Here is a 19,616-nt window from a genome sequence, read left to right as displayed (position 1 = left end):
TAAAATAGGGGCTCTAAACCCTTGCTATGAAAGGAAAAAAACTCAATGGCTACTATTCAATGGTTTCCTGGTCACATGTCTAAAGCGCGTCGACAGGTGCAGGAGAATTTAAAATTTGTTGATTTTGTGACGATTTTGGTTGATGCACGCTTACCTCTGTCTAGTCAAAATCCTATGTTGACTAAGATTGTTGGTGACAAACCAAAACTCTTGATTTTAAACAAGGCGGACTTGGCCGACCCAGCAATAACCAAGGAATGGCGCCAGTATTTTGAATCACAAGGAATTCAGACGCTAGCTATCAACTCCAAAGAGCAAGTGACTGTAAAAGTTGTAACAGATGCAGCCAAGAAGCTCATGGCGGATAAGATTGCTCGCCAGAAAGAACGTGGTATCAAGATTGAAACCTTGCGTACCATGATTATCGGGATTCCAAATGCTGGTAAATCAACTCTTATGAACCGTTTGGCTGGTAAGAAAATTGCCGTTGTTGGTAATAAACCAGGGGTTACCAAGGGGCAACAATGGCTCAAAACCAATAAAGACTTGGAAATCTTAGATACGCCAGGGATTCTTTGGCCTAAATTTGAAGATGAAACTGTAGCTCTTAAGTTGGCCTTGACTGGAGCTATCAAAGACCAGTTGCTTCCTATGGACGAGGTAACCATTTTTGGTCTCAATTATTTCAAAGAACATTATCCAGAAAAGCTGGCTGAACGCTTCAAACAAATGAAAATTGAAGAAGAAGCGCCTGTTATCATTATGGATATGACCCGTGCCCTCGGTTTCCGTGACGACTATGACCGTTTTTACAGTCTCTTCGTAAAGGAAGTCCGTGATGGCAAACTCGGTAACTACACCTTAGATACATTGGATGACCTCGATGGCGACGATTAAAGAAATCAAAGAACTCCTTGCAACGGTCAAGGAGTTAGAAAGCCCTATTTTTTTAGATCTTGAAAAGGATAATCGCTCAGGAGTTCAAAAAGAAATCAGCAAACGTAAAAAAGCTATTCAGGCAGAATTGGTTGAGGATCTTCGTTTAGAATCCATGCTTTCCTACGAAAAAGAACTTTACAAGCAAGGATTGACCTTAATTGCTGGTGTTGACGAGGTTGGTCGTGGCCCTCTGGCTGGGCCTGTAGTCGCTGCAGCCGTTATTTTACCTAAAAATTGTAAGATTAAAGGTCTCAACGACAGCAAAAAAATCCCTAAAAAGAAACATCTGGAGATTTTCCAAGAAGTTCAGGAGCAAGCCTTGTCAATCGGCATTGGTATCATGGATAATCAGGTCATCGACCAAGTCAATATCTATGAAGCAACCAAACTAGCTATGAAGGAAGCAATCTCCCAGCTCCCTCCGCAACCTGAGCACCTTTTGATAGATGCCATGAAACTGGATTTACCAATTTCACAAACATCTATCATCAAAGGAGATGCCAATTCCCTCTCGATTGCAGCGGCTTCTATAGTAGCCAAGGTGACACGTGATGAATTGATGAAGGAATTCGATCATCAGTTCCCTGGTTATGATTTTGCTGCTAATGCAGGATATGGAACAGCTAAACACTTAGAAGGACTGGAAAAACTAGGAGTTACCCCAATTCACCGAACCAGCTTTGAACCAGTTAAATCACTGGTTTCAGGAGAAAAAGAAAGTTAAGTTAGAAGGAATGATTATGGAGGAACAGTCAGAAACACTCAGTTCCAAGAAAGAATTTGCCTTTGCCTCAAGCACCATACTATCCCAAGTTGGACGAGGAATCATTGTGGGACTCGTTGTCGGGCTCATCGTCGGATCCTTTCGGTTTTCAATCGAAAAAGGCTTCCACCTGATACAAGGACTTTATCAAGATCAAGCGCACCTAGTGCGCAATCTTTTTATCATTGGTCTATTTTATTTAATAGTTTGTTGGCTCAGTGCGAAATTAACTCGATCAGAAAAAGACATAAAAGGCTCAGGAATTCCTCAAGTCGAAGCCGAATTAAAGGGACTCATGACCCTCAACTGGTGGGGCGTACTTTGGAAAAAATATATTCTAGGAATTCTTGCTATTGCAAGTGGCCTTATGCTGGGGCGTGAAGGGCCAAGTATTCAACTCGGAGCGGTTGGTGGTAAAGGTATTGCTAAATGGCTCAAATCCAGTCCAGTAGAGGAACGCTCTCTGATTGCCAGTGGAGCTGCCGCAGGGCTAGCCGCAGCCTTTAATGCACCAATTGCTGGACTTCTCTTTGTCGTAGAAGAAGTTTATCACCATTTTTCACGCTTTTTCTGGGTCTCAACTCTAGCAGCAAGTCTCGTAGCAAATTTTGTTTCTCTTCTCATATTTGGCCTAACACCCGTACTGGATATGCCAGACAATATACCACTCATGACCCTAGACCAGTATTGGATTTACCTCCTTATGGGAGTTTTTCTTGGACTATCTGGTTTTCTCTATGAGAAAGCTGTACTCAATGTCGGTAGAGTTTATGATTGGGTTGGACAAAAAATCCATTTAGATAGAGCATATTATCCAATTCTGGCTTTCATTCTCATCATACCGGTCGGGATCTTCTTGCCACAAATTCTTGGTGGTGGAAATCAGCTTGTTCTTTCCCTAACTGAGCAAAATTTTAGTTTCCAAGTTCTATTAGCTTACTTTTTGATTCGCTTTGTTTGGAGCATGATTAGCTATGGAAGTGGCCTTCCAGGAGGAATTTTTCTACCAATTTTAGCGCTTGGTTCCTTACTCGGTGCCCTAGTTGGTGTCATTTGTGTGAATATTGGACTTATCAGTCAGGAACAATTTCCTATATTTGTCATTCTGGGAATGAGTGGATACTTTGGAGCAATATCAAAGGCTCCCTTAACTGCCATGATACTCGTAACTGAGATGGTAGGAGATATTCGCAACCTCATGCCACTCGGACTGGTAACCCTAGTTGCCTACATCATCATGGATTTACTCAAGGGTGCACCAGTCTATGAGGCTATGTTGGAAAAAATGCTACCTGAAGAAGCGTCAGATGAAGGAGAAGTCACACTTATTGAAATTCCTGTTTCAGATAAAATAGCAGGAAAACAAGTTCACGAACTCAACTTACCACACAACGTCCTTATTACAACCCAAGTTCATAACGGTAAAAGCCAAACCGTTAACGGCTCAACCAGAATGTATCTCGGTGATATGATTCACCTGGTGATTCCAAAAAGTGAAATTGGGAAAGTCAAAGATTTGTTGTTGTAGATCAAAAATATTTTTACATAATTTTTATTATGTAATAAATGTATCAAGAATATTTTGTTGATTTTGATAAGGGAGGACATACATCATAATGAAAATACTAGATGTTCTATATGAGTTTTATGGTGATTTTGAATTCATTAAAGAAAAGTGGAATGAAAAATACGAAGGTATTCTTATCAAAATAAAGGATGAGCAAGGATATAAAAGATGCCGCTTAGCAAAAAGAACACCGAAAAAAGAAGGATATTTTACAGTTTTTTGGAAAAAAGACAAAAATAACATGAACACTCCTTATACCAATGAAGATTTGGGAACTGAACTTGTTATCGTTGTCATCGATAATGATAAAAAGGGGCTATTTATTATTCCAAACGAAGTTGCTATTTGTAAGAAAATTCTCTCAACAAAAAACAGCAAAGAAAAAATGTCCATGCGATTTTATCCGCCTTGGTGCACAAATTTAAATACAACGGCTCAATCAACACAAAAATGGCAATTGAAATTTTTTAGAGAAATTGAATTATAAGAATGACTTTGAAAAATTTCTAGTAGATTCATATCAAACACAAAGATTTGGTTCTTATGAAAAAAGAACCAAATCTTTGTGTTAGTTTCTCAGGAATAAAGTACATTATAGACAATTTTTGTCGAAAAAATTTTTTAGTTATAACATGTTATGAAAAAACTAAAAATTTATGAACAATTGACCTTACATAGTCTAAAGCCTTGATAATACTGGGATAGAAACATAAAATACATATATTGAAAAAAGTACTTTATTTATGTTTGTACATTATTTTAAAAAAGAATATTGTATAAGGTTTGTATCGATGGGAATACTAAATATTAAATAGTAAATGGATATTTTGGAAAAACCTCTTGATTTAAAAAGACACCTTTACTTTGCCCCAAAAAAAGTAGTGCGTAATTTTCCCGTCAGAAATTTTCTACCTACTATTCTTAGTATGTTTTTGTGTTGACATTTTTTTAAAAAAAAGGTAAACTATTAACATGACATGAATAAAGTTAATAGTTAGGAGATAAGATGGGAATTTTAAGAACTCATTTAGAAGCAGAGTGTGACCCACGATTAGCCGGTGAATTAGCATACAGTATTAAGGAGGCCTATCGCTTTTTGTGGGAACTCATTGATACCACACCAGTATTGCGACACCCAGAAATGCGAAAGACTTATGGGCATATCCGACAAGCATTAGTCGATGTAGCGCTGCGATTAGTTTTAGAAGATTCATCAATGAGAACAGATGTGCAAATGTTATCTGCAGTGAATAATAAAGTGAACGGCTATACTTATACGATGATTGAAACAAAAGGAGCCATTATTTCTCCAGTAAAAACCAGAAGTATAAAAACAATGCCAAAAAAAGCTCTTCACAGAAGTGTGGCTAGTGTGAAAAATAAACAATTTGATCTTTTTACAACCCAAGAGGATATCAATAAGCATTATGATGCTGATAACCCACCGTTTCTCCTCTTAACATACGGCGGAAAGAATCATCACCTGCAATTTGTTCAGCTGGGTTTGCCAAATGTTGATACAGAGCAATGGATTGAGAAAGTAGATATTATGAATGCCCAGCGGATTGTTGCCTCGAAAGACCAAGAGCAGACCACTCAAAAGAAACTAGATTTGACTTTAACGGAGCTGTCAGAAGAGCTTCTTAGGAGAGAAGTAAATGGAACAAGGAATATTTAGTCCCTCTAAATTAACAAAGGCTAGAATAGCCAGAGGATTAACTAAAAAAGAATTGGCTGAACGAACAGGAATATCTAGACAAATGATTTCTAATTATGAATTAGGGAAAACACATCCAGGAGCAAGTAAGTTAATGACAATTGTTGCTGAACTAGATTTTCCATACACCTATTTTACTTCTGAACCTAAAAGGTTTTACGAAGGGGCCACTTTTTTTCGTAGTCAATCTGCGGCTACTAAAAGAGCAAGGGATATGCAAGCTGTCAGGTTAGAATTTCAAAAGGAAATTTATGATTTGCTGTCTCAGTATGTTAATTTTCCTGAATTAACTCTACCTGACATTTTAACGAAAACTATTTACGATATTACTAATAACGATATTGAGGAAAAAGCTAAAGAATTAAGAGAACTATGGGGATTAGGTAAAGATATACCAATTTCTAATCTCACTGAGATTGCAGAAGTTAATGGTATTATTGTTGTTGAGTCCAATATGTCTGATGACAAATTGGATGCAGTGTCAGAATGGATTGAAGACAGACCGTATATCATGCTGACAGATAATGGAGAATCTGCTGTACGTCGTCGTTTTAATATTGCACATGAATTAGGTCATATTTTACTTCATGGAGATATTGAAAGTATTCACGACTATACCTCTCAGGAATTAAAGAATATTATTGAGAATCAGGCAAACTATTTTGCTTCTTGTTTATTGTTACCTGAGAATGGTTTTTTAAAATCTTTGTTATCTACTAATTTAGACTTTTATATTGAGTTAAAAAAATATTGGAAAGTTTCTATTCAATCAATGATTATGAGAACTTATCAGTTAGAGTTAATCAATGATGATCAAAAATTATATTTGTTTAGGAAAATTGGCTTTAATAAATGGAAGAAGCGTGAGCCTTTGGACAATGAATTGACTCTTGAGAAACCTAGTCTTTACCGTAAAGTATTTGACTTAATTATCAGTAATGATATTTTACAAAAAAATGAACTAATTTCTAACTTATCTCTACCCAAAGATGAGTTAGAAAAATCATTAGATATTTCAATTAATGATAATTATCAATTGTCACAAAAAGGTCCTGTATTAAGAATAGTTAAATGAAAAGTCTCAATAATATTGAGACTTTTTTGTAGTTATAGAGTATAGATGCAATATCTACATTTTCAGTGTTAGTGGAATGTTTTTTCTTTTTCACATACAGAATCATTTCTATCAAAATATACAAATGAAGAAATTTCAGTCCTCACTCTAATAGTGTACATTTTAAGTGGAAGTTTTGAAAACTGGAAATTTTTGTACTTTTCCTTAGACAGTGGATAAACCTTTGATGCGACTGAGTTTAAGACGTAATGTACACTCTTTGAAAAATGTACTTTATAATTGAAATGTACTTTATTTTAAGGCAAGATAAAGTACATTTTTTGATTCAGTAGCTTAGATGCGTAATGTACAAAATCAGCCCCTTTTAAACCTAAACCCCTTGCAAGCCTAAAAACATTGATTTAATAAGGTTTTGAATTTCACTTTTGTTACAGTGTACATTTGAAAAAATTCCAGTTTTTACTTTGATAAGGTACATTTTAGGCAATTTTGAACGAAAAAAATTTTTAGTTATGTTTTGGTTATTAAAACTTTTATAAAAAAGTTGGACTACTGTTTTAAGTTTCTTGCTACATCTTTCCGAAAAACTATAATTTTCTTGAAAAATAAATAAGTCTATGCTATACTACTAGTAGACTTATTTATGGAGAAATACATGAAACGTGAGATTTTACTGGAACGAATCGACAAACTAAAACAAATCATGCCCTGGTATGTTCTTGAATACTACCAATCTAAGCTTGCTGTTCCTTACAGTTTTACAACCTTGTACGAATACCTCAAGGAATATGATCGATTTTTCAGCTGGGTTTTAGAGTCTGGTATCTCAAATGCCGATAAAATATCTGATATTTCTTTATCTGTCTTGGAAAATATGTCTAAGAAAGACATGGAATCCTTTATCCTTTACCTACGTGAACGTCCTTTGCTGAATGCTAATACAACCAAGCAAGGAGTTTCTCAGACAACCATCAATCGGACTTTGTCAGCACTTTCTAGTCTTTACAAATATCTGACCGAGGAGGTTGAAAACGATCAGGGAGAGCCTTATTTTTATCGTAATGTAATGAAGAAAGTTTCAACAAAGAAAAAGAAAGAAACACTTGCTGCCAGAGCTGAAAACATCAAGCAAAAACTTTTTTTAGGTGATGAAACAGAAAGTTTTCTAACTTATATTGACCAAGAGTATCCACAACAACTTTCAAATCGCGCCCTATCTTCATTTAATAAAAATAAAGAACGTGATTTGGCCATTATCGCCCTTCTCTTGGCGTCTGGTGTTCGCTTGTCTGAAGCAGTTAATTTAGATCTAAGAGATCTCAATCTAAAAATGATGGTTATCGATGTCACTCGAAAAGGGGGGAAACGTGACTCTGTCAATGTCGCTGCCTTTGCAAAACCTTATTTAGAAAATTATCTAGCCATTCGAAATCAACGCTATAAGACGGAAAAAACAGATACAGCCCTCTTTCTAACCTTGTATAGAGGTGTTCCAAATCGTATCGATGCTTCCAGCGTTGAAAAAATGGTTGCTAAGTATTCTGAGGACTTCAAAGTCCGTGTAACACCTCATAAACTACGACATACCCTAGCAACTAGGCTCTATGATGCCACTAAATCGCAAGTTTTGGTCAGTCACCAGCTAGGACATGCCAGCACACAAGTCACTGACCTCTATACCCATATCGTCAATGATGAACAAAAAAATGCCTTGGATAGTTTATGATTTTACGTAATATAACTTATGTAAAATATATGTCAAGAAAAGAGGCAGCTAAAAATAAGCAACTTCTTTTTCTTTATATCGGATACCAGTAAAGTAGCGTGGAATATCAATTGTTTCTATATTTTTGAAATTCTCATTTGCCTACTACTAATTTAACCATAGCAAAAATAATGCAGATAAGGAAGGATATTTTTGCTTGCAGGAATTCTAAAAATCAAGCTTTCTGGATTCAAATCTCTTCATAATCACAGTTAAACGCCAACGGTATAGCGCCCCACTCACAATTAGACTAATAATCAAGCCAATCCAGTAAGAATAAGCTCCAAAATCTGTTAGTGAATCGAAGACCATAGCCACTGGGATTGCTACGCCCCAATAACCAACCAAACCAAGGTAAAAAGGAATAACGGTATCCTTATAACCCCTCAAAATTCCCTGAAGCGGTGCCGCAAAGGTATCTGCTAACTGGAAGAAAAGGCTGTAAGTCAAAAAACGCGCTGTCAAATCGATAAATTCTGAGTCGTTCCCATAAAGACTGGCCACATTTCCCCTAAAAATGTAAAGGAAGGTTAAGGTGAAGGCTGCAAAAATGAGGGCAGTCCATCTTCCTAGACCAATATAGGTTTTCGCATCATCAAATCGCTTGGCTCCCACTTCATAGGAAACGACAATAGCCATAGCCGATGAGATACTCATAGGAAAGGCGTACATAAGACTTGAAAAGTTCATAGCTGACTGATGACTAGCGATAATCAAGGACGAAAACTTAGCCATAATCAAGCCAACCACAGAAAAGATAGCCACTTCCGCGAAGACAGTTCCTCCAATAGGCAGACCTAAGCGAACTCCTTCCTTGATTTTATCCATATTAAGCGGAATGCATTTCTCAAAATGCAAGGCTTTGAGCTTCTCCTGTTTAAATAGAACCAAAACAGAAATCCCCAGCAAGACCCAGTAGGCCAAGGATGTTCCTAAACCAGCACCAGCACCTCCCAGCTCTGGAACTCCAAAGGCACCGTAAATCAAGAGATAGTTAAATCCGCTATTGAGAGGGAGTAACAAAAGCATGAGGTACATGGACAGCTTGGTCAAGCCCAGCGAATCCAGCAAGGAACGAATGACACTAAAAAGCAACAGGGGGATAATTCCGATAGATAAAAACCAGAGATAGCGAACCGCTACTGCTGCCACCGGTGCTTCTAGTCCAATATGATTCAAGATTGGTGGTGCCAATAAAAGCACCATCCCCAGTAAGACCACGGATAGGCCCAAGGCCAGATAGATGAACTGGTAAAAATCAGACGCAACCTCTTCCTTTTTACCTCGACCAAGATGGTGACCAATGATAGGCACCAGAGCTGACACAATCCCTGTCAGGAATGTGAAGAAAGGATTCCAGATACTGGTTGCCATAGACACACCAGCCAAGTCCATGGTATTGTATTGACCTGTCATAGTCGTATCAACAAAGGAGGCAGAATAATTGGCAAATTGATAAATAAGGATAGGGAAAAATATCTTTAAAAATAAGATAAATTTATCTTTAAAATGATGGGTTTGGTACATATAGTCTCTCTATTTTTCTAGTTTACAGAGCAGACTTCCACCTAGTTTTGATAGACAATTTGTCCCTTACAGATGGTATATTTAACCTGCCCTTTTAAGGTTTCACCGATGAATGGTGAATTAGCTGCTTTGGAAGCAAAATGGGAGTCCACAAGGCGGTCAGCATTAGCATCAAAAATAGTAATATCCGCTGGACCATTCTCAGCCAAGTAACCTGCTTCAAAGTTATAAAGCTTGGCTGGGTTATAGGTCATCTTTTCGAGTAATTCCATCAGGCTTAACTCACCAGCTTCTACCAAATAGGTCAAGCCGAGAGAAAGAGATGTTTCCAAACCTGTCATACCAGATGGCGCTTTGGTAATATCCTCGACATTTTTTTCATCCGCATGGTGAGGCGCGTGGTCTGTCGCGATAACTGTGATAACACCTGACTTGAGACCTTCGATAACGGCACGACGGTCTGATTCCAAACGAAGTGGCGGATTCATCTTAGCATTGCTTCCTTGTGTCAAAAGGAGCTCTTCGGTCTTAGAAAAATGCTGTGGTGCTACTTCTGCTGTGACCTGCGCACCTAGCCCCTGAGCAAACTCAACTACTTTAACACTTTCTTCCTTAGACAAATGCTGGATGTGAACATGGGCCTTGGTTGCATAGGCAATCATGACATCACGCGCCATCATAGCATACTCAGCCACCCCAGTAGCACCGCAGATATGGAAATGTTCTTTAGCGATATTTTCATTAAAGCCAAGAATCCCATTCAAACCTGGATCTTCCTCATGGAGACTAATAAAGGTATTAAGCTTTTTGGCTTCCTCCATGGCTTCCTTGACAACTTTACTACTTTCAAGCGGAATACCGTCATCAGAAAAACCAACCGCACCAGCTTCTAAGAGTGCCTTGAAGTCAGTCAAGTCTTGGCCATTAAAGTTCTTAGTAATGGTCGCAACCGTCTTAACATTAATCTTCTCTTTGGCAGCTGAATGGAGAACTTCTTGCAAGGTCTCTACATCCGAGATGGTTGGACTAGTATTAGCCATCATGACAACAGTTGTAAAACCACCTGCCGCAGCTGCTAGTGCCCCAGTATGGATGTCTTCCTTGTGTGTTTGACCAGGTTCACGGAAATGAACATGAATATCGACCAAGCCAGGAGCAACTACAAGACCAGTAGCATCAATTATCTCTGCTCCTTCTTCTTTAATCTCAGGCGCAATTTTGATAATTTTCCCATCTTGAACTAAGACATCACACACTTGATCCAAATCAGACTTGGGATCCATTACACGACCATTTTTAATTAGTAGCATCTGCTTTCTCCTTTATTCATAGAAATCGACTTGGGTATCCAACAATTTATCCCCATCATAAACAAACTTGGCTGAAAAGAAGGGTTTATCCTCTAAAAGCCACTCAACAAAGGTATGGTCACCTTCCCAAGTTGGCTTGCTCAAAACCTCATCATAGGGAACCCATTCTAGCGTTCCCTCGTTGCAGTCAATCAAGTCACCCTCGAACTCCGTCACCTTAAAAACATAGGTGTACCAGTCTAAATCTGGCGTAAATTCAGGAAAAGTGATAACACCTTTTAGAACTGGCTTGGCTTTCAGTCCCGTCTCTTCGAGGATTTCACGCGCCGCGCATTCCTGAGGGGTCTCTCCTCTCTCTAGCTTACCACCCACACCAATCCATTTCCCTTCATGAACATCATTTGGCTTCTTATTACGATGGAGCATGAGCAATTCTTTCCCGTTATCAATGTAGCAAATCGTCGCTAACTGAGGCATATTTTCTCCTTATCTAAGCCAATCGATTGGCTCTTGTCCTGTTTCTTTTAAGAATGCATTGGCCTTGGAAAAAGGCTTGGAACCCCAAAATCCTCTATAAACTGACAAAGGACTAGGATGGGCTGATTCGATAATCAAGTGATGAGGATTGGTAACTAAGGCCTTCTTCTTACGTGCATAAGCTCCCCAGAGTACAAAAACGACTGGTCTATCTAGATGATTGACCACCTGAATCACAGCATCCGTAAAAGGCTCCCATATCTGACCAGCATGACCATTGGCCTGTCCATCAGGAACTGTCAAACAAGCATTAAGAAGCAAGACTCCTTGCTCAGCCCAAGCTGTCAAATCATGAGATTTCTTAACCCCGATATCATCTGACAATTCTTTCAAGATATTTTGCAAGGATGGTGGAGCTGGGATAGAGTTCGGTACAGAAAAACTCAAGCCCTGCGCTTGACCTGGCCCGTGATAGGGATCCTGTCCCAGAATCACCACCTTAACGTTTTCTAGGGGTGTGGTCAAGAGAGCCTGAAAAACCTTTTCCTTGGGTGGATAAACAGTCCCCTGACCATAAACCTGCTCCATAAACTGATTGATTTTCCCAAAATAACCCTCAGGTAATTGTGCCTTAATCAAAGCATGCCAAGACGAGTGTTCCATAGCCAACTCCTTCGTTTTTACTGCCTCTATTATAGCAAAAAGTGGCTATGGAAACCACTTTTTACAGTTTATCTAAACAATCCAGCAAGTCTTGGTAAGAATGGACTTCGTAAGTCGGTTGGGCTTGTGTGTGATTTTCGAGGTGATGAGGGTTGTACCAGATAGTGTCAATCCCCGCATTATTACCACCTTGAATGTCGGCAGTTAGGGAATCTCCAATCATCAGCGTCTTTTCTTTGCTAAAACCTACAATCTGCTGCCCCATTTTTTCATAAAAGAGGGCATCAGGCTTTTGTGTTTGCAACTGTTCAGAGATAAAGACTTGATTGAAATAAGGTGCTAGACCAGATTGAGCTAAACGCCCTGTCTGAATGGCAGTTATTCCATTTGTCGCAGCATACAAGTCATAATCACGCTCGATGAGGCTATCTAAAAGTTCATGAGCACCTGAAAAAGTTTGCCCCTGTTGGGCGAGGTAAAATTGGTAACGCTGGGCTAGAAAACTACCGTCTTTTTCCTCTCCAAAATGAGCAAATAAACAAGAAAAGCGCGTGTTAACCAGCTCTTGTTTACTGATTTTCTTTTGCTCCAAGTCCTTCCAGAGAGCCTTGTTCATAGGAACATAATAGTCTTTATAAGCCTGAATATCTGCAACCCCTTCTTCTTTTAGAAGTTGCGTTAAAGCCACATCCTCAGCAGCATCAAAATCAAGCAAGGTGTGGTCGAGGTCGAAGAGTAGAAATTTGTAGGACAATTTGGTGTTTTCCTTTCTAAGATAAACAACTTTCACTTCAGCCAGCTGTTTAATGTAAAAACTTAAAAGTGGTATAGTATCACAAAGAATAATCGTTCCAATTGATTAACTAATCCATACTATTCTAGTCAAGTTTATTTTTATTATAGAAAAATCTTCTATAAATTCGAGCAATAGTTAAAATACATACAAATATGACTCCCAAAATAGATAATACTATTTTCACAAAACTCATTTCAGAGCCTATTACATAGATATGAAAAAGAGGGGCTAGTCCTACACATAGAGACAATAGATAATTACTAAATCTTATCTCACCAATTCCTGCAAAAAAATGTTTCATTTTAAATATCCCCATTTTACCTTTCATCTTTATAATCCACTAACAAGCTACTAACAACTCTATTGACTTCTCTTTTTTTTGAAAAATCTTGACAGCAAATTTACTCCACTTAATGCCACTAAAACTTCAATGGGCAAAAAATAGTAATCCCATATCAAATGAGAAATCAGCAATGTTAGAAATAGTATACAGTCAATATAACTATTCTGAAAATACTCTGTAATTACATAATACAGATATACCACAACCATCAAAATTAAAACAACCATCATAATACTATTATCCTGTCCTTCTCACTAACGCTATTTCCAAAATTTAATTTTTTTATGACTTAGTAACGTAATTCCAATTAGCAATACACCTAATATAAATAAAAGTATTTCCCAAAATTTATTCTCAGTTTTAATAAAAGGTATAAGATACATACTAACCAATAGGGAACTTACTCCTAAAAGAGCAAAGACCACTCTGACTTTATCACTTAGTTTAAACATATTTAATTCCCCATAAAATAAGCAGTAGCTACGTTTACTGTAACATTCCCCGTCTTTATGTAGAGATAATCTCCCATCAAGACACCTCATCTCTTCTTACTCAATAGCAGCATAATTATTTGGTGATACGAGTTTCATAAGATTTCTCCTCTTTAACGTTGCATGGTTAGGATAGTTCTCCAATAAGTAATCGTCGACTGCGTTTAAAGCACTTTGTTACCTAGATAAGATATCCTTTCACTATTTAATTTTAAGGAGAAGTAAGATTTAACCATATTTATCTCATTTCTTATTTTTAAATAACTCATACTCTTTTTCTCTGATAAAGGGAAGTGAGAAATTAGAAAAAAATAGTAGAATTGAAAATAGGTATCCATCTTTTTGCATTGCTAAAACATAGCCTAAAAATAAATAGACAATCAAATCTAGTACAAAAAGAGAAAATATCCTCCTTTTCATTACCTCACTTGAATTAAAGATTCTGTTTAATAGAAACTTTATCGTAGTATCTACACAAATTTTTATCAAAAAGATAAGAGTCAATACACGATTATCAACTGTACCATGAAGAATAAATGGAAATATAGTTAATATAAAACTAGAAATCTCTAAATATTTTATCCAAGGAGATTGAGACATCTTACTTTTAAACTGACTGATTTTCCTATACTCACTAGCTAATCTAGTATCAAAATCTTTACCAATTTTATTAAAGATTAAAAACTCCAGGATAAAATTACTTATTAATACGATATAAGTAGAAACGTTTCCTGGGAAAAATTTATTGATTAAAATTGGAAAACTAATTAACAGAGTCGAGTTTATAGCCAAACAAATGGATACTATTTTATTCTTCACAGAGTATATAGGTAACGATACTATTGAATAGAGAAACGCTAAAAAAATAAGCAAGAAATACTCTGTGCTGCTAATTAGCGGCGCCCTTAATGATAAAAATAGATAGGCACCCCACACGATGATATGCGCTTTACGAATTGACTCTAGATTACTCATCTACCTACTCCTAATATGTAAAGAGAATCCATTTTTAGTTCACATTCTCTTTCCAACAAGTCATAAACGTTTCATGATATTTCCTTCTTTTACATTAGGTAAAGTTGAAATACATTTTTTGCAAGTGAAAATATTATTATTATTTGGAAACCCAAAATATCTATCCCTCTTCTAGACCTAAACCAAGTCAGATTAAAGATACAAATATAATGATAAGGCTTTCTTTTACTTTAGACTACCATAAAACAAGGAATCTTTCAACAAAATTCATTGGCAAACTACTATTCTAGAAGATTGACAGCTCAAATCTTTCAGAATAGAACAATCCTAACTATCGAATACCCTAACTTCATAAATATCCATGTGATTCTAGACCTAGAATTCCTATAAACTAAATGTTTTCGCGCTATTCTAAGCTATTGATAGCCTTAAATGTTAATTTTTGAGCAATTCTAAAGCTAGAATAGTCCCATCACAATCAGTTTTGAATTATTATACTCAATGAAAATCAAAGAGCAAACTAGGAAACTAGCCGCAGGCTGTACTTGAGTACGGCAAGGCGACGTTGACGTGGTTTGAATTTGTTTTTCGAAGAGTATTAACAATTTAGAAACGCTATGATTCCACTCCTTTTACATTAAAAAGGAACTGCATAAAGCAATCCCTTTCTGATTTTGAAATTATTTACTTAAAATTTAATAGTTGAGATAATCAATAGCCCACTTATAAAAAGAGTTATAGTAAAATTTCTTATTTATTGATTTCAAGCTCCAACAACTGTGTTTGAATAACTGACAGTTCTGCCCCAGCCTGAAGAAGAGCTGCTGCAGTATAGGCACCTTCTACAATTGGAACCCTATTGATCATGATACTTTTATCACTGAAATCAGCCACCATTTCTAAGTTCATTTTAGCAGAACCTAGGTCAAAAAAAGCTAATAAAGAATCTGCTGGATTTTCGGAAACAACCCTATCTACTTGATCAAAACTTGTTCCAATTCCTCCATCTTCGGTTCCTCCTACATAAGTAATCGGAACATCTTTAGCTACTTCACTAATCAGCTCAACAACACCTTCTGCAATGTGTTTGGAATGTGAAACGATAACAAGACCAACACTTCCCATTAAACCACCCCAGTTTCTAAAAGAGCAGTAAAGAGTAATCCTGATGAGAATGATCCAGGATCAATATGTCCCAGAGAACGTTCTCCTACATAAGATGCCCTTCCTTTAGTTGCAAGTAAATCTTTGGTAGCATTCACTAGCTTATCAATAATCTCTTGAGTCAATTGGCCAGCAGACAAGGCAGCAATAACAGGAGTCCAAACATCAACCATTGTCTTTTCTCCAACTTCTGCTTTCCCACGTTTGACAATCATATCCAAACCACTTTGTAAGATTTCCTCTATTTTCGAATTTGAATCAGCCTTGGCCATGCCCATAAAAGCAGAGCCATACAAGGGACCAGAAGCACCACCTACCTTACTCAGTAGTTGCATTGAGACAAGTTTAAAAACATCACTGCTAGTCTCAAATTGCTTTCCTTCTAAGTTTTCCATAACTGCAGCCATGCCACGCGCCATATTTCCACCGTGGTCTCCATCTCCTATAGGAGTGTCTAGCTCACTAAGGTAATCTTTCTGTTCTTGAATCTTTTTATTAAAAAGCTTCATCCATTCAAGAGCTTGTTCAGCATTCATGAAACATTTCCTCCTTGAGTTTTACCAAGCTGGTGTAGTAACAGGTGCATTTAGAGCATCCAACCACTCATCATCTGCCAATCGAATCAATGTTAATGACAAGCCAGCCATATCAATTGAGGTCATATAGTTTCCAATTTTCTTAAACGCCAACTCAACACCTTTTTCATGGAGTAATTTAGCCACATCATTTGCAAATACATATTGCTCCATAAGAGGAGTGCTTCCTAAACCATTAATGAGAAGGCCATAGCGTTCTCCAGCTTTAAGTTGGAAACCTTCAGATAATTTTTCAACCAATTCTGAGGCCAATTGTGCTGAAGGTTGCATTTTCTCTTTCTTATATCCCGGTTCACCGTGGATACCAACTCCATATTCAAATTCATCATCTTCTAGAACAAATCCTGGTTTCCCAACTTCAGGAACAGTTGCTCCAGACAAGGCCAGCCCAATTGTTTTAATTTCTAACACAAGTTTATCGGCCAAGTCCTTCATTTCAGATAATGATTTACCAGAACGAGCCGCATCTCCCAAAATTTTATGGACTAATATAGTACCTGCGACACCTCGACGACCTTGGGTATAGAGACTATTTTCAACCGCAATATCATCATCGACTACAACACTTGCTACATCAATACCTTCCATTTCAGCAAGTTCTTGTGCAATTTCAAAATTCATGATGTCCCCTGAATAGTTCTTGATGACCATGAAAACTCCAGCACCTTCATCAGCCGCCTTGATGGCTTCTAAAATTTGGTCCGGAGTAGGTGAAGTGAAGACTGCTCCACAAATGGCAGCAGACAACATTCCATCTCCTACAAATCCAGCATGACTTGGTTCATGTCCTGAACCTCCACCTGAAATGAGTCCAACTTTTCCTGTCTTTTCTGCCTTTCTAACGATGACATCAAAACCATCTAAGCGTTCTACCAAGTCATCATGCATAAATGACAATCCCTGCAACATTTCATCAACAACTTGTGTCGGTTCATTTATAATTTTTTTCATGAGAAACTCCTTTCGGCATGTATCTTTGTTTTCGCTTTCATTATATATTTTTTATTGCTAGATGATAAGGGACAGATTCTATTATTTGTCCCCTTTTAAACCCGTTTAAAACATTTTTTTGGTAAAATGAAGTAAGTAAAAGAAAGGCTTCCTATGACATCATCACTTATTACAAAAAAACGGATTACCAAGGCATTTAGAGATCTATTAGCTACTAGAGAATTTGACAAAATCTCCATTGTAGATATCATGGAATCAGCTGGCATTCGTAGACAGACCTTTTATAATCACTTTCTTGACAAATATGAACTGCTAGACTGGATATTTGAAAATGACTTAACCGAGTATATCACCAATAACTTGGACTTCATTTCAGGCCAAAAACTATTACAAGAATTATTTTTTTATTTCGAACAAGAGCGTGATTTTTATATTCAACTTTTTGATATTCAAGGGCAAAATAACTTCTATGACCACTTTATCAGCTACTGTCGCTTGCTTGTATCAAAAATTTTAAGAGAATATGGTCAGATTGATATCGATTCATCTGCTTATACTTGTTTTTTGTTAGACTATCATTCACACGCTCTAGCAGAAATCGTGAAAGCTTACGTCAATAAAAAAAGTCCAGTTCCACAACCAGACTTTCTAATCATGACAATTATTGGAAAGAGACCACAATGACATTTATTTCAAATCATAAACAAAAAATTATTTCAAGTTACATTTCGGCAACTGTCAGCAGTCATCCTGAATTAGAAAAACACCCTACTTTACCACTAGTCTATCAAAAAAATCGCAATCCTCATCAGGTTCCAATATTGTCGGGTGGAGGTTCCGGTCACGAACCTGCGCATATTGGATATGTGGGAGAAGGAATGCTTACTGCTGCTATCTATGGCCAATTATTTACTCCTCCTACAAGAACTGAAATCTTAGAGTCCATTCGTTTTTTAAACAATGGTCACGGTGTCTTCATCATTGTAAAAAATTTCGAAGCAGACACCAAAGAATTTAGCTGGGCCATTAACACTGCTAGAAAAGAAGGAATTAAGGTCGGCTATAGTCTAGCACACGACGATATTTCAATTGAACCTCACAATAGATTTCAAATTAGAGGAAGAGGGCTTGCAGGGACAATCTTACTTCATAAAATCCTAGGATTTGCAGCTCAAAATGGTGCCAACATCGAGCAACTAACTGATTTAGGTCATCAGCTTGCTCCCGAAATCGCAACAATTGGCTTTGCAACGAAAGCTGCTAGTCTCCCCCAAGCCACCCTTCCACTATTTAACTTGGAAGAAGGAAATATTTCCTATGGTATTGGGATACATGGCGAAGAAGGCTATCGTATCGTCCCATTCCAATCATCGGAAATCCTTGCAAATGAAATTATAAGTAAATTAAGATTGCACTATCATTGGAAAAAGGGTGATCAATTTATATTGCTTGTAAATAATCTAGGCACTACCAGCAACTTAGAAATGGGCATATTTATCAATGATATCCTTCAACTCTTAGAAATTGAAGGAGTCACTATTACCTTTATAAAATCAGGAACATTTATGACCAGTCTAGATATGGCAGGTATATCCGTAACTCTTTGCCCCGTAAAAAATAAACAGTGGTTAGAAGCGCTCAATGCTCCAACGACAGCTTTTGCATGGTAATTTGCTTGTATAACTCAAAAGGGCTACATCACTTGATGGCCCTTTGTTTTTATCTTACGTTTAAAAGAACTCATTCTTGACATTTCAAATAGTCCATCTATACCTTACAATTCTTCTATCAAAAAACTGGCTGTTCCTCAACAACCAGTTTCTTCATTTTTAAACTAATTTCTTACTGTTCCTCTTCTGAAGGGAAAGCGATGCTATAGCCAAAATAGTAAAGGCTAGACCAACATACCAGTAGGGTTGATCTAGTGTCGTTGAACGACCTGATAGGTGGACGATTCCACGAAAGAGCATTCCTGCTGTTAGTACTGCAACTGCCGAGTTCCACAAGTTTAGACTGAGTCGCCCTAAGTTTGGGATGGTTTTCAACAATAATACCAGAATGATACCCCCTACTAGAGGAACCACAAAGAGATAGTGCATATGAAGGGAGCTCTCCCCAAAACTAAAGGACTCGTAGATACGGCTAAATGCTAAAAAGAAAATAGTGAGTAGACTATAGAAATATAGGGGACTACACTAAAAAGCCATCCAATTTGGATGACTTTTTTTAAAACTATTTACTTAGTTCTCTGATTTTTTACTTTTTTTGAAAAGTGAAATACCAAAGATTCCAGCTAAAATAGCAAGAAGATTCATAGTTAATGGCGAATCAGAAGTTCCTGTATTTGGTAACTGAGCTTTTTCTGGATCTGATTTTTGCTCAGTAGATTGAACATTTTCTGGTTGAACAGGTTTTGGAGCTGGCTCTGGATTCGGTATTGGTTTTGGATCCGGAGTTGGCTCTGGATTTGGTGTTGGCTCTGGATCTGGTGTTGGTT

At 37.3% G+C, this 19,616-nt stretch carries 21 protein-coding genes and 1 pseudogene; 9 read left to right on the top strand and 13 right to left on the bottom strand.

Going from position 1 to position 19,616, the window contains the following annotated elements; genetic code table 11:
* The first annotated feature begins 45 nt into the window (after positions 1 to 45).
* From ylqF to xerS, 7 genes are all read left to right on the top strand, one after another.
* The gene (ylqF, locus tag MK480_RS06315; protein ID WP_261126119.1) at positions 46 to 897 is read left to right on the top strand and encodes a ribosome biogenesis GTPase YlqF; all 852 of its coding nucleotides are present in this window, start codon (positions 46 to 48) and stop codon (positions 895 to 897) included.
* Positions 884 to 1,663 carry a ribonuclease HII gene (locus MK480_RS06310; RefSeq protein WP_261029183.1) on the top strand — a complete coding sequence of 260 codons (780 nt, stop codon included), beginning with the start codon at positions 884 to 886 and terminating at the stop codon, positions 1,661 to 1,663. The genes ylqF and MK480_RS06310 overlap by 14 nt, the downstream gene beginning before the upstream one ends.
* 16 nt (positions 1,664 to 1,679) lie before the next feature.
* The gene (locus MK480_RS06305; protein ID WP_049515231.1) at positions 1,680 to 3,230 is read left to right on the top strand and encodes a ClC family H(+)/Cl(-) exchange transporter; all 1,551 of its coding nucleotides are present in this window, start codon (positions 1,680 to 1,682) and stop codon (positions 3,228 to 3,230) included.
* A gap of 88 nt (positions 3,231 to 3,318) precedes the next feature.
* A complete protein-coding gene (locus MK480_RS06300; RefSeq protein WP_084926365.1) occupies positions 3,319 to 3,756 on the top strand; it encodes a MepB family protein in 438 nt (145 codons plus the stop codon).
* 519 nt (positions 3,757 to 4,275) lie between these two features.
* Positions 4,276 to 4,947 (top strand): hypothetical protein, encoded by a 672-nt coding sequence (locus MK480_RS06295; RefSeq protein ID WP_084926366.1) that lies wholly within the window; start codon positions 4,276 to 4,278, stop codon positions 4,945 to 4,947.
* The gene (locus tag MK480_RS06290; protein WP_084926367.1) at positions 4,928 to 6,061 is read left to right on the top strand and encodes a helix-turn-helix domain-containing protein; all 1,134 of its coding nucleotides are present in this window, start codon (positions 4,928 to 4,930) and stop codon (positions 6,059 to 6,061) included. The genes MK480_RS06295 and MK480_RS06290 overlap by 20 nt, the downstream gene beginning before the upstream one ends.
* A gap of 655 nt (positions 6,062 to 6,716) precedes the next feature.
* Positions 6,717 to 7,787, top strand: a complete 1,071-nt coding sequence (gene xerS, locus MK480_RS06285) for a tyrosine recombinase XerS (RefSeq protein WP_084926368.1) — start codon at positions 6,717 to 6,719, stop codon at positions 7,785 to 7,787.
* A 207-nt stretch (positions 7,788 to 7,994) separates the two neighbouring features.
* Here the strand turns inward: xerS and pdrM are convergent, their stop codons facing one another.
* From pdrM to dhaK, 11 genes are all read right to left on the bottom strand, one after another.
* Positions 7,995 to 9,353, bottom strand: coding sequence for a sodium-coupled multidrug efflux MATE transporter PdrM (gene pdrM, locus MK480_RS06280; protein ID WP_084926369.1), 1,359 nt, complete (start codon positions 9,351 to 9,353; stop codon positions 7,995 to 7,997).
* A gap of 41 nt (positions 9,354 to 9,394) precedes the next feature.
* Positions 9,395 to 10,663 (bottom strand): dihydroorotase, encoded by a 1,269-nt coding sequence (locus MK480_RS06275; RefSeq protein ID WP_268707367.1) that lies wholly within the window; start codon positions 10,661 to 10,663, stop codon positions 9,395 to 9,397.
* A gap of 12 nt (positions 10,664 to 10,675) precedes the next feature.
* A complete protein-coding gene (locus MK480_RS06270) occupies positions 10,676 to 11,140 on the bottom strand; it encodes an NUDIX hydrolase (RefSeq protein WP_001135768.1) in 465 nt (154 codons plus the stop codon).
* A gap of 9 nt (positions 11,141 to 11,149) precedes the next feature.
* Positions 11,150 to 11,803, bottom strand: a complete 654-nt coding sequence (locus MK480_RS06265; protein WP_268707366.1) for a uracil-DNA glycosylase — start codon at positions 11,801 to 11,803, stop codon at positions 11,150 to 11,152.
* A gap of 61 nt (positions 11,804 to 11,864) precedes the next feature.
* Complete coding sequence (gene pynA, locus MK480_RS06260; RefSeq protein ID WP_049544589.1) at positions 11,865 to 12,557, bottom strand: pyrimidine 5'-nucleotidase PynA; 693 nt, start codon at positions 12,555 to 12,557, stop codon at positions 11,865 to 11,867.
* Positions 12,558 to 12,681: 124 nt separating this feature from the next.
* Positions 12,682 to 12,900: a hypothetical protein gene (locus MK480_RS06255; RefSeq protein WP_084888092.1), complete on the bottom strand. Its 219-nt coding sequence runs from the start codon at positions 12,898 to 12,900 to the stop codon at positions 12,682 to 12,684.
* A gap of 59 nt (positions 12,901 to 12,959) precedes the next feature.
* Positions 12,960 to 13,172, bottom strand: a complete 213-nt coding sequence (locus tag MK480_RS06250; protein ID WP_033628842.1) for a hypothetical protein — start codon at positions 13,170 to 13,172, stop codon at positions 12,960 to 12,962.
* A gap of 504 nt (positions 13,173 to 13,676) precedes the next feature.
* On the bottom strand, positions 13,677 to 14,408 hold the full coding sequence (locus MK480_RS06245; RefSeq protein ID WP_261029901.1) for a hypothetical protein: 732 nt from the start codon (positions 14,406 to 14,408) through the stop codon (positions 13,677 to 13,679).
* A 750-nt stretch (positions 14,409 to 15,158) separates the two neighbouring features.
* On the bottom strand, positions 15,159 to 15,533 hold the full coding sequence (gene dhaM, locus MK480_RS06240; RefSeq protein WP_084887896.1) for a dihydroxyacetone kinase phosphoryl donor subunit DhaM: 375 nt from the start codon (positions 15,531 to 15,533) through the stop codon (positions 15,159 to 15,161).
* Positions 15,533 to 16,108 (bottom strand): dihydroxyacetone kinase subunit DhaL, encoded by a 576-nt coding sequence (dhaL, locus tag MK480_RS06235; protein ID WP_268707365.1) that lies wholly within the window; start codon positions 16,106 to 16,108, stop codon positions 15,533 to 15,535. Before dhaL ends, dhaM begins: the two co-directional genes overlap by 1 nt.
* A gap of 21 nt (positions 16,109 to 16,129) precedes the next feature.
* Positions 16,130 to 17,119: a dihydroxyacetone kinase subunit DhaK gene (dhaK, locus tag MK480_RS06230; RefSeq protein ID WP_000720681.1), complete on the bottom strand. Its 990-nt coding sequence runs from the start codon at positions 17,117 to 17,119 to the stop codon at positions 16,130 to 16,132.
* A gap of 153 nt (positions 17,120 to 17,272) precedes the next feature.
* Between dhaK and dhaS the strand changes: the two genes are divergently transcribed.
* On the top strand, positions 17,273 to 17,803 hold the full coding sequence (gene dhaS, locus MK480_RS06225; RefSeq protein WP_268707364.1) for a dihydroxyacetone kinase transcriptional activator DhaS: 531 nt from the start codon (positions 17,273 to 17,275) through the stop codon (positions 17,801 to 17,803).
* Positions 17,800 to 18,789, top strand: a complete 990-nt coding sequence (gene dhaQ / locus MK480_RS06220; RefSeq protein WP_000142828.1) for a DhaKLM operon coactivator DhaQ — start codon at positions 17,800 to 17,802, stop codon at positions 18,787 to 18,789. Before dhaS ends, dhaQ begins: the two co-directional genes overlap by 4 nt.
* 159 nt (positions 18,790 to 18,948) lie before the next feature.
* Here the strand turns inward: dhaQ and MK480_RS06215 are convergent.
* Positions 18,949 to 19,296 (bottom strand): annotated as a pseudogene (locus MK480_RS06215) (hypothetical protein); the annotation flags it as partial.
* 63 nt (positions 19,297 to 19,359) lie between these two features.
* Positions 19,360 to 19,616, bottom strand: a 257-nt coding sequence (locus MK480_RS06210; RefSeq protein ID WP_268707363.1) for an LPXTG cell wall anchor domain-containing protein, incomplete at its 5' end; no start/stop codon positions are given.

This window comes from Streptococcus mitis, assembly GCF_026782895.1.
Classification (GTDB): domain Bacteria; phylum Bacillota; class Bacilli; order Lactobacillales; family Streptococcaceae; genus Streptococcus; species Streptococcus mitis_CB.
This window is presented reverse-complemented; position numbering and strand designations above follow the sequence as displayed.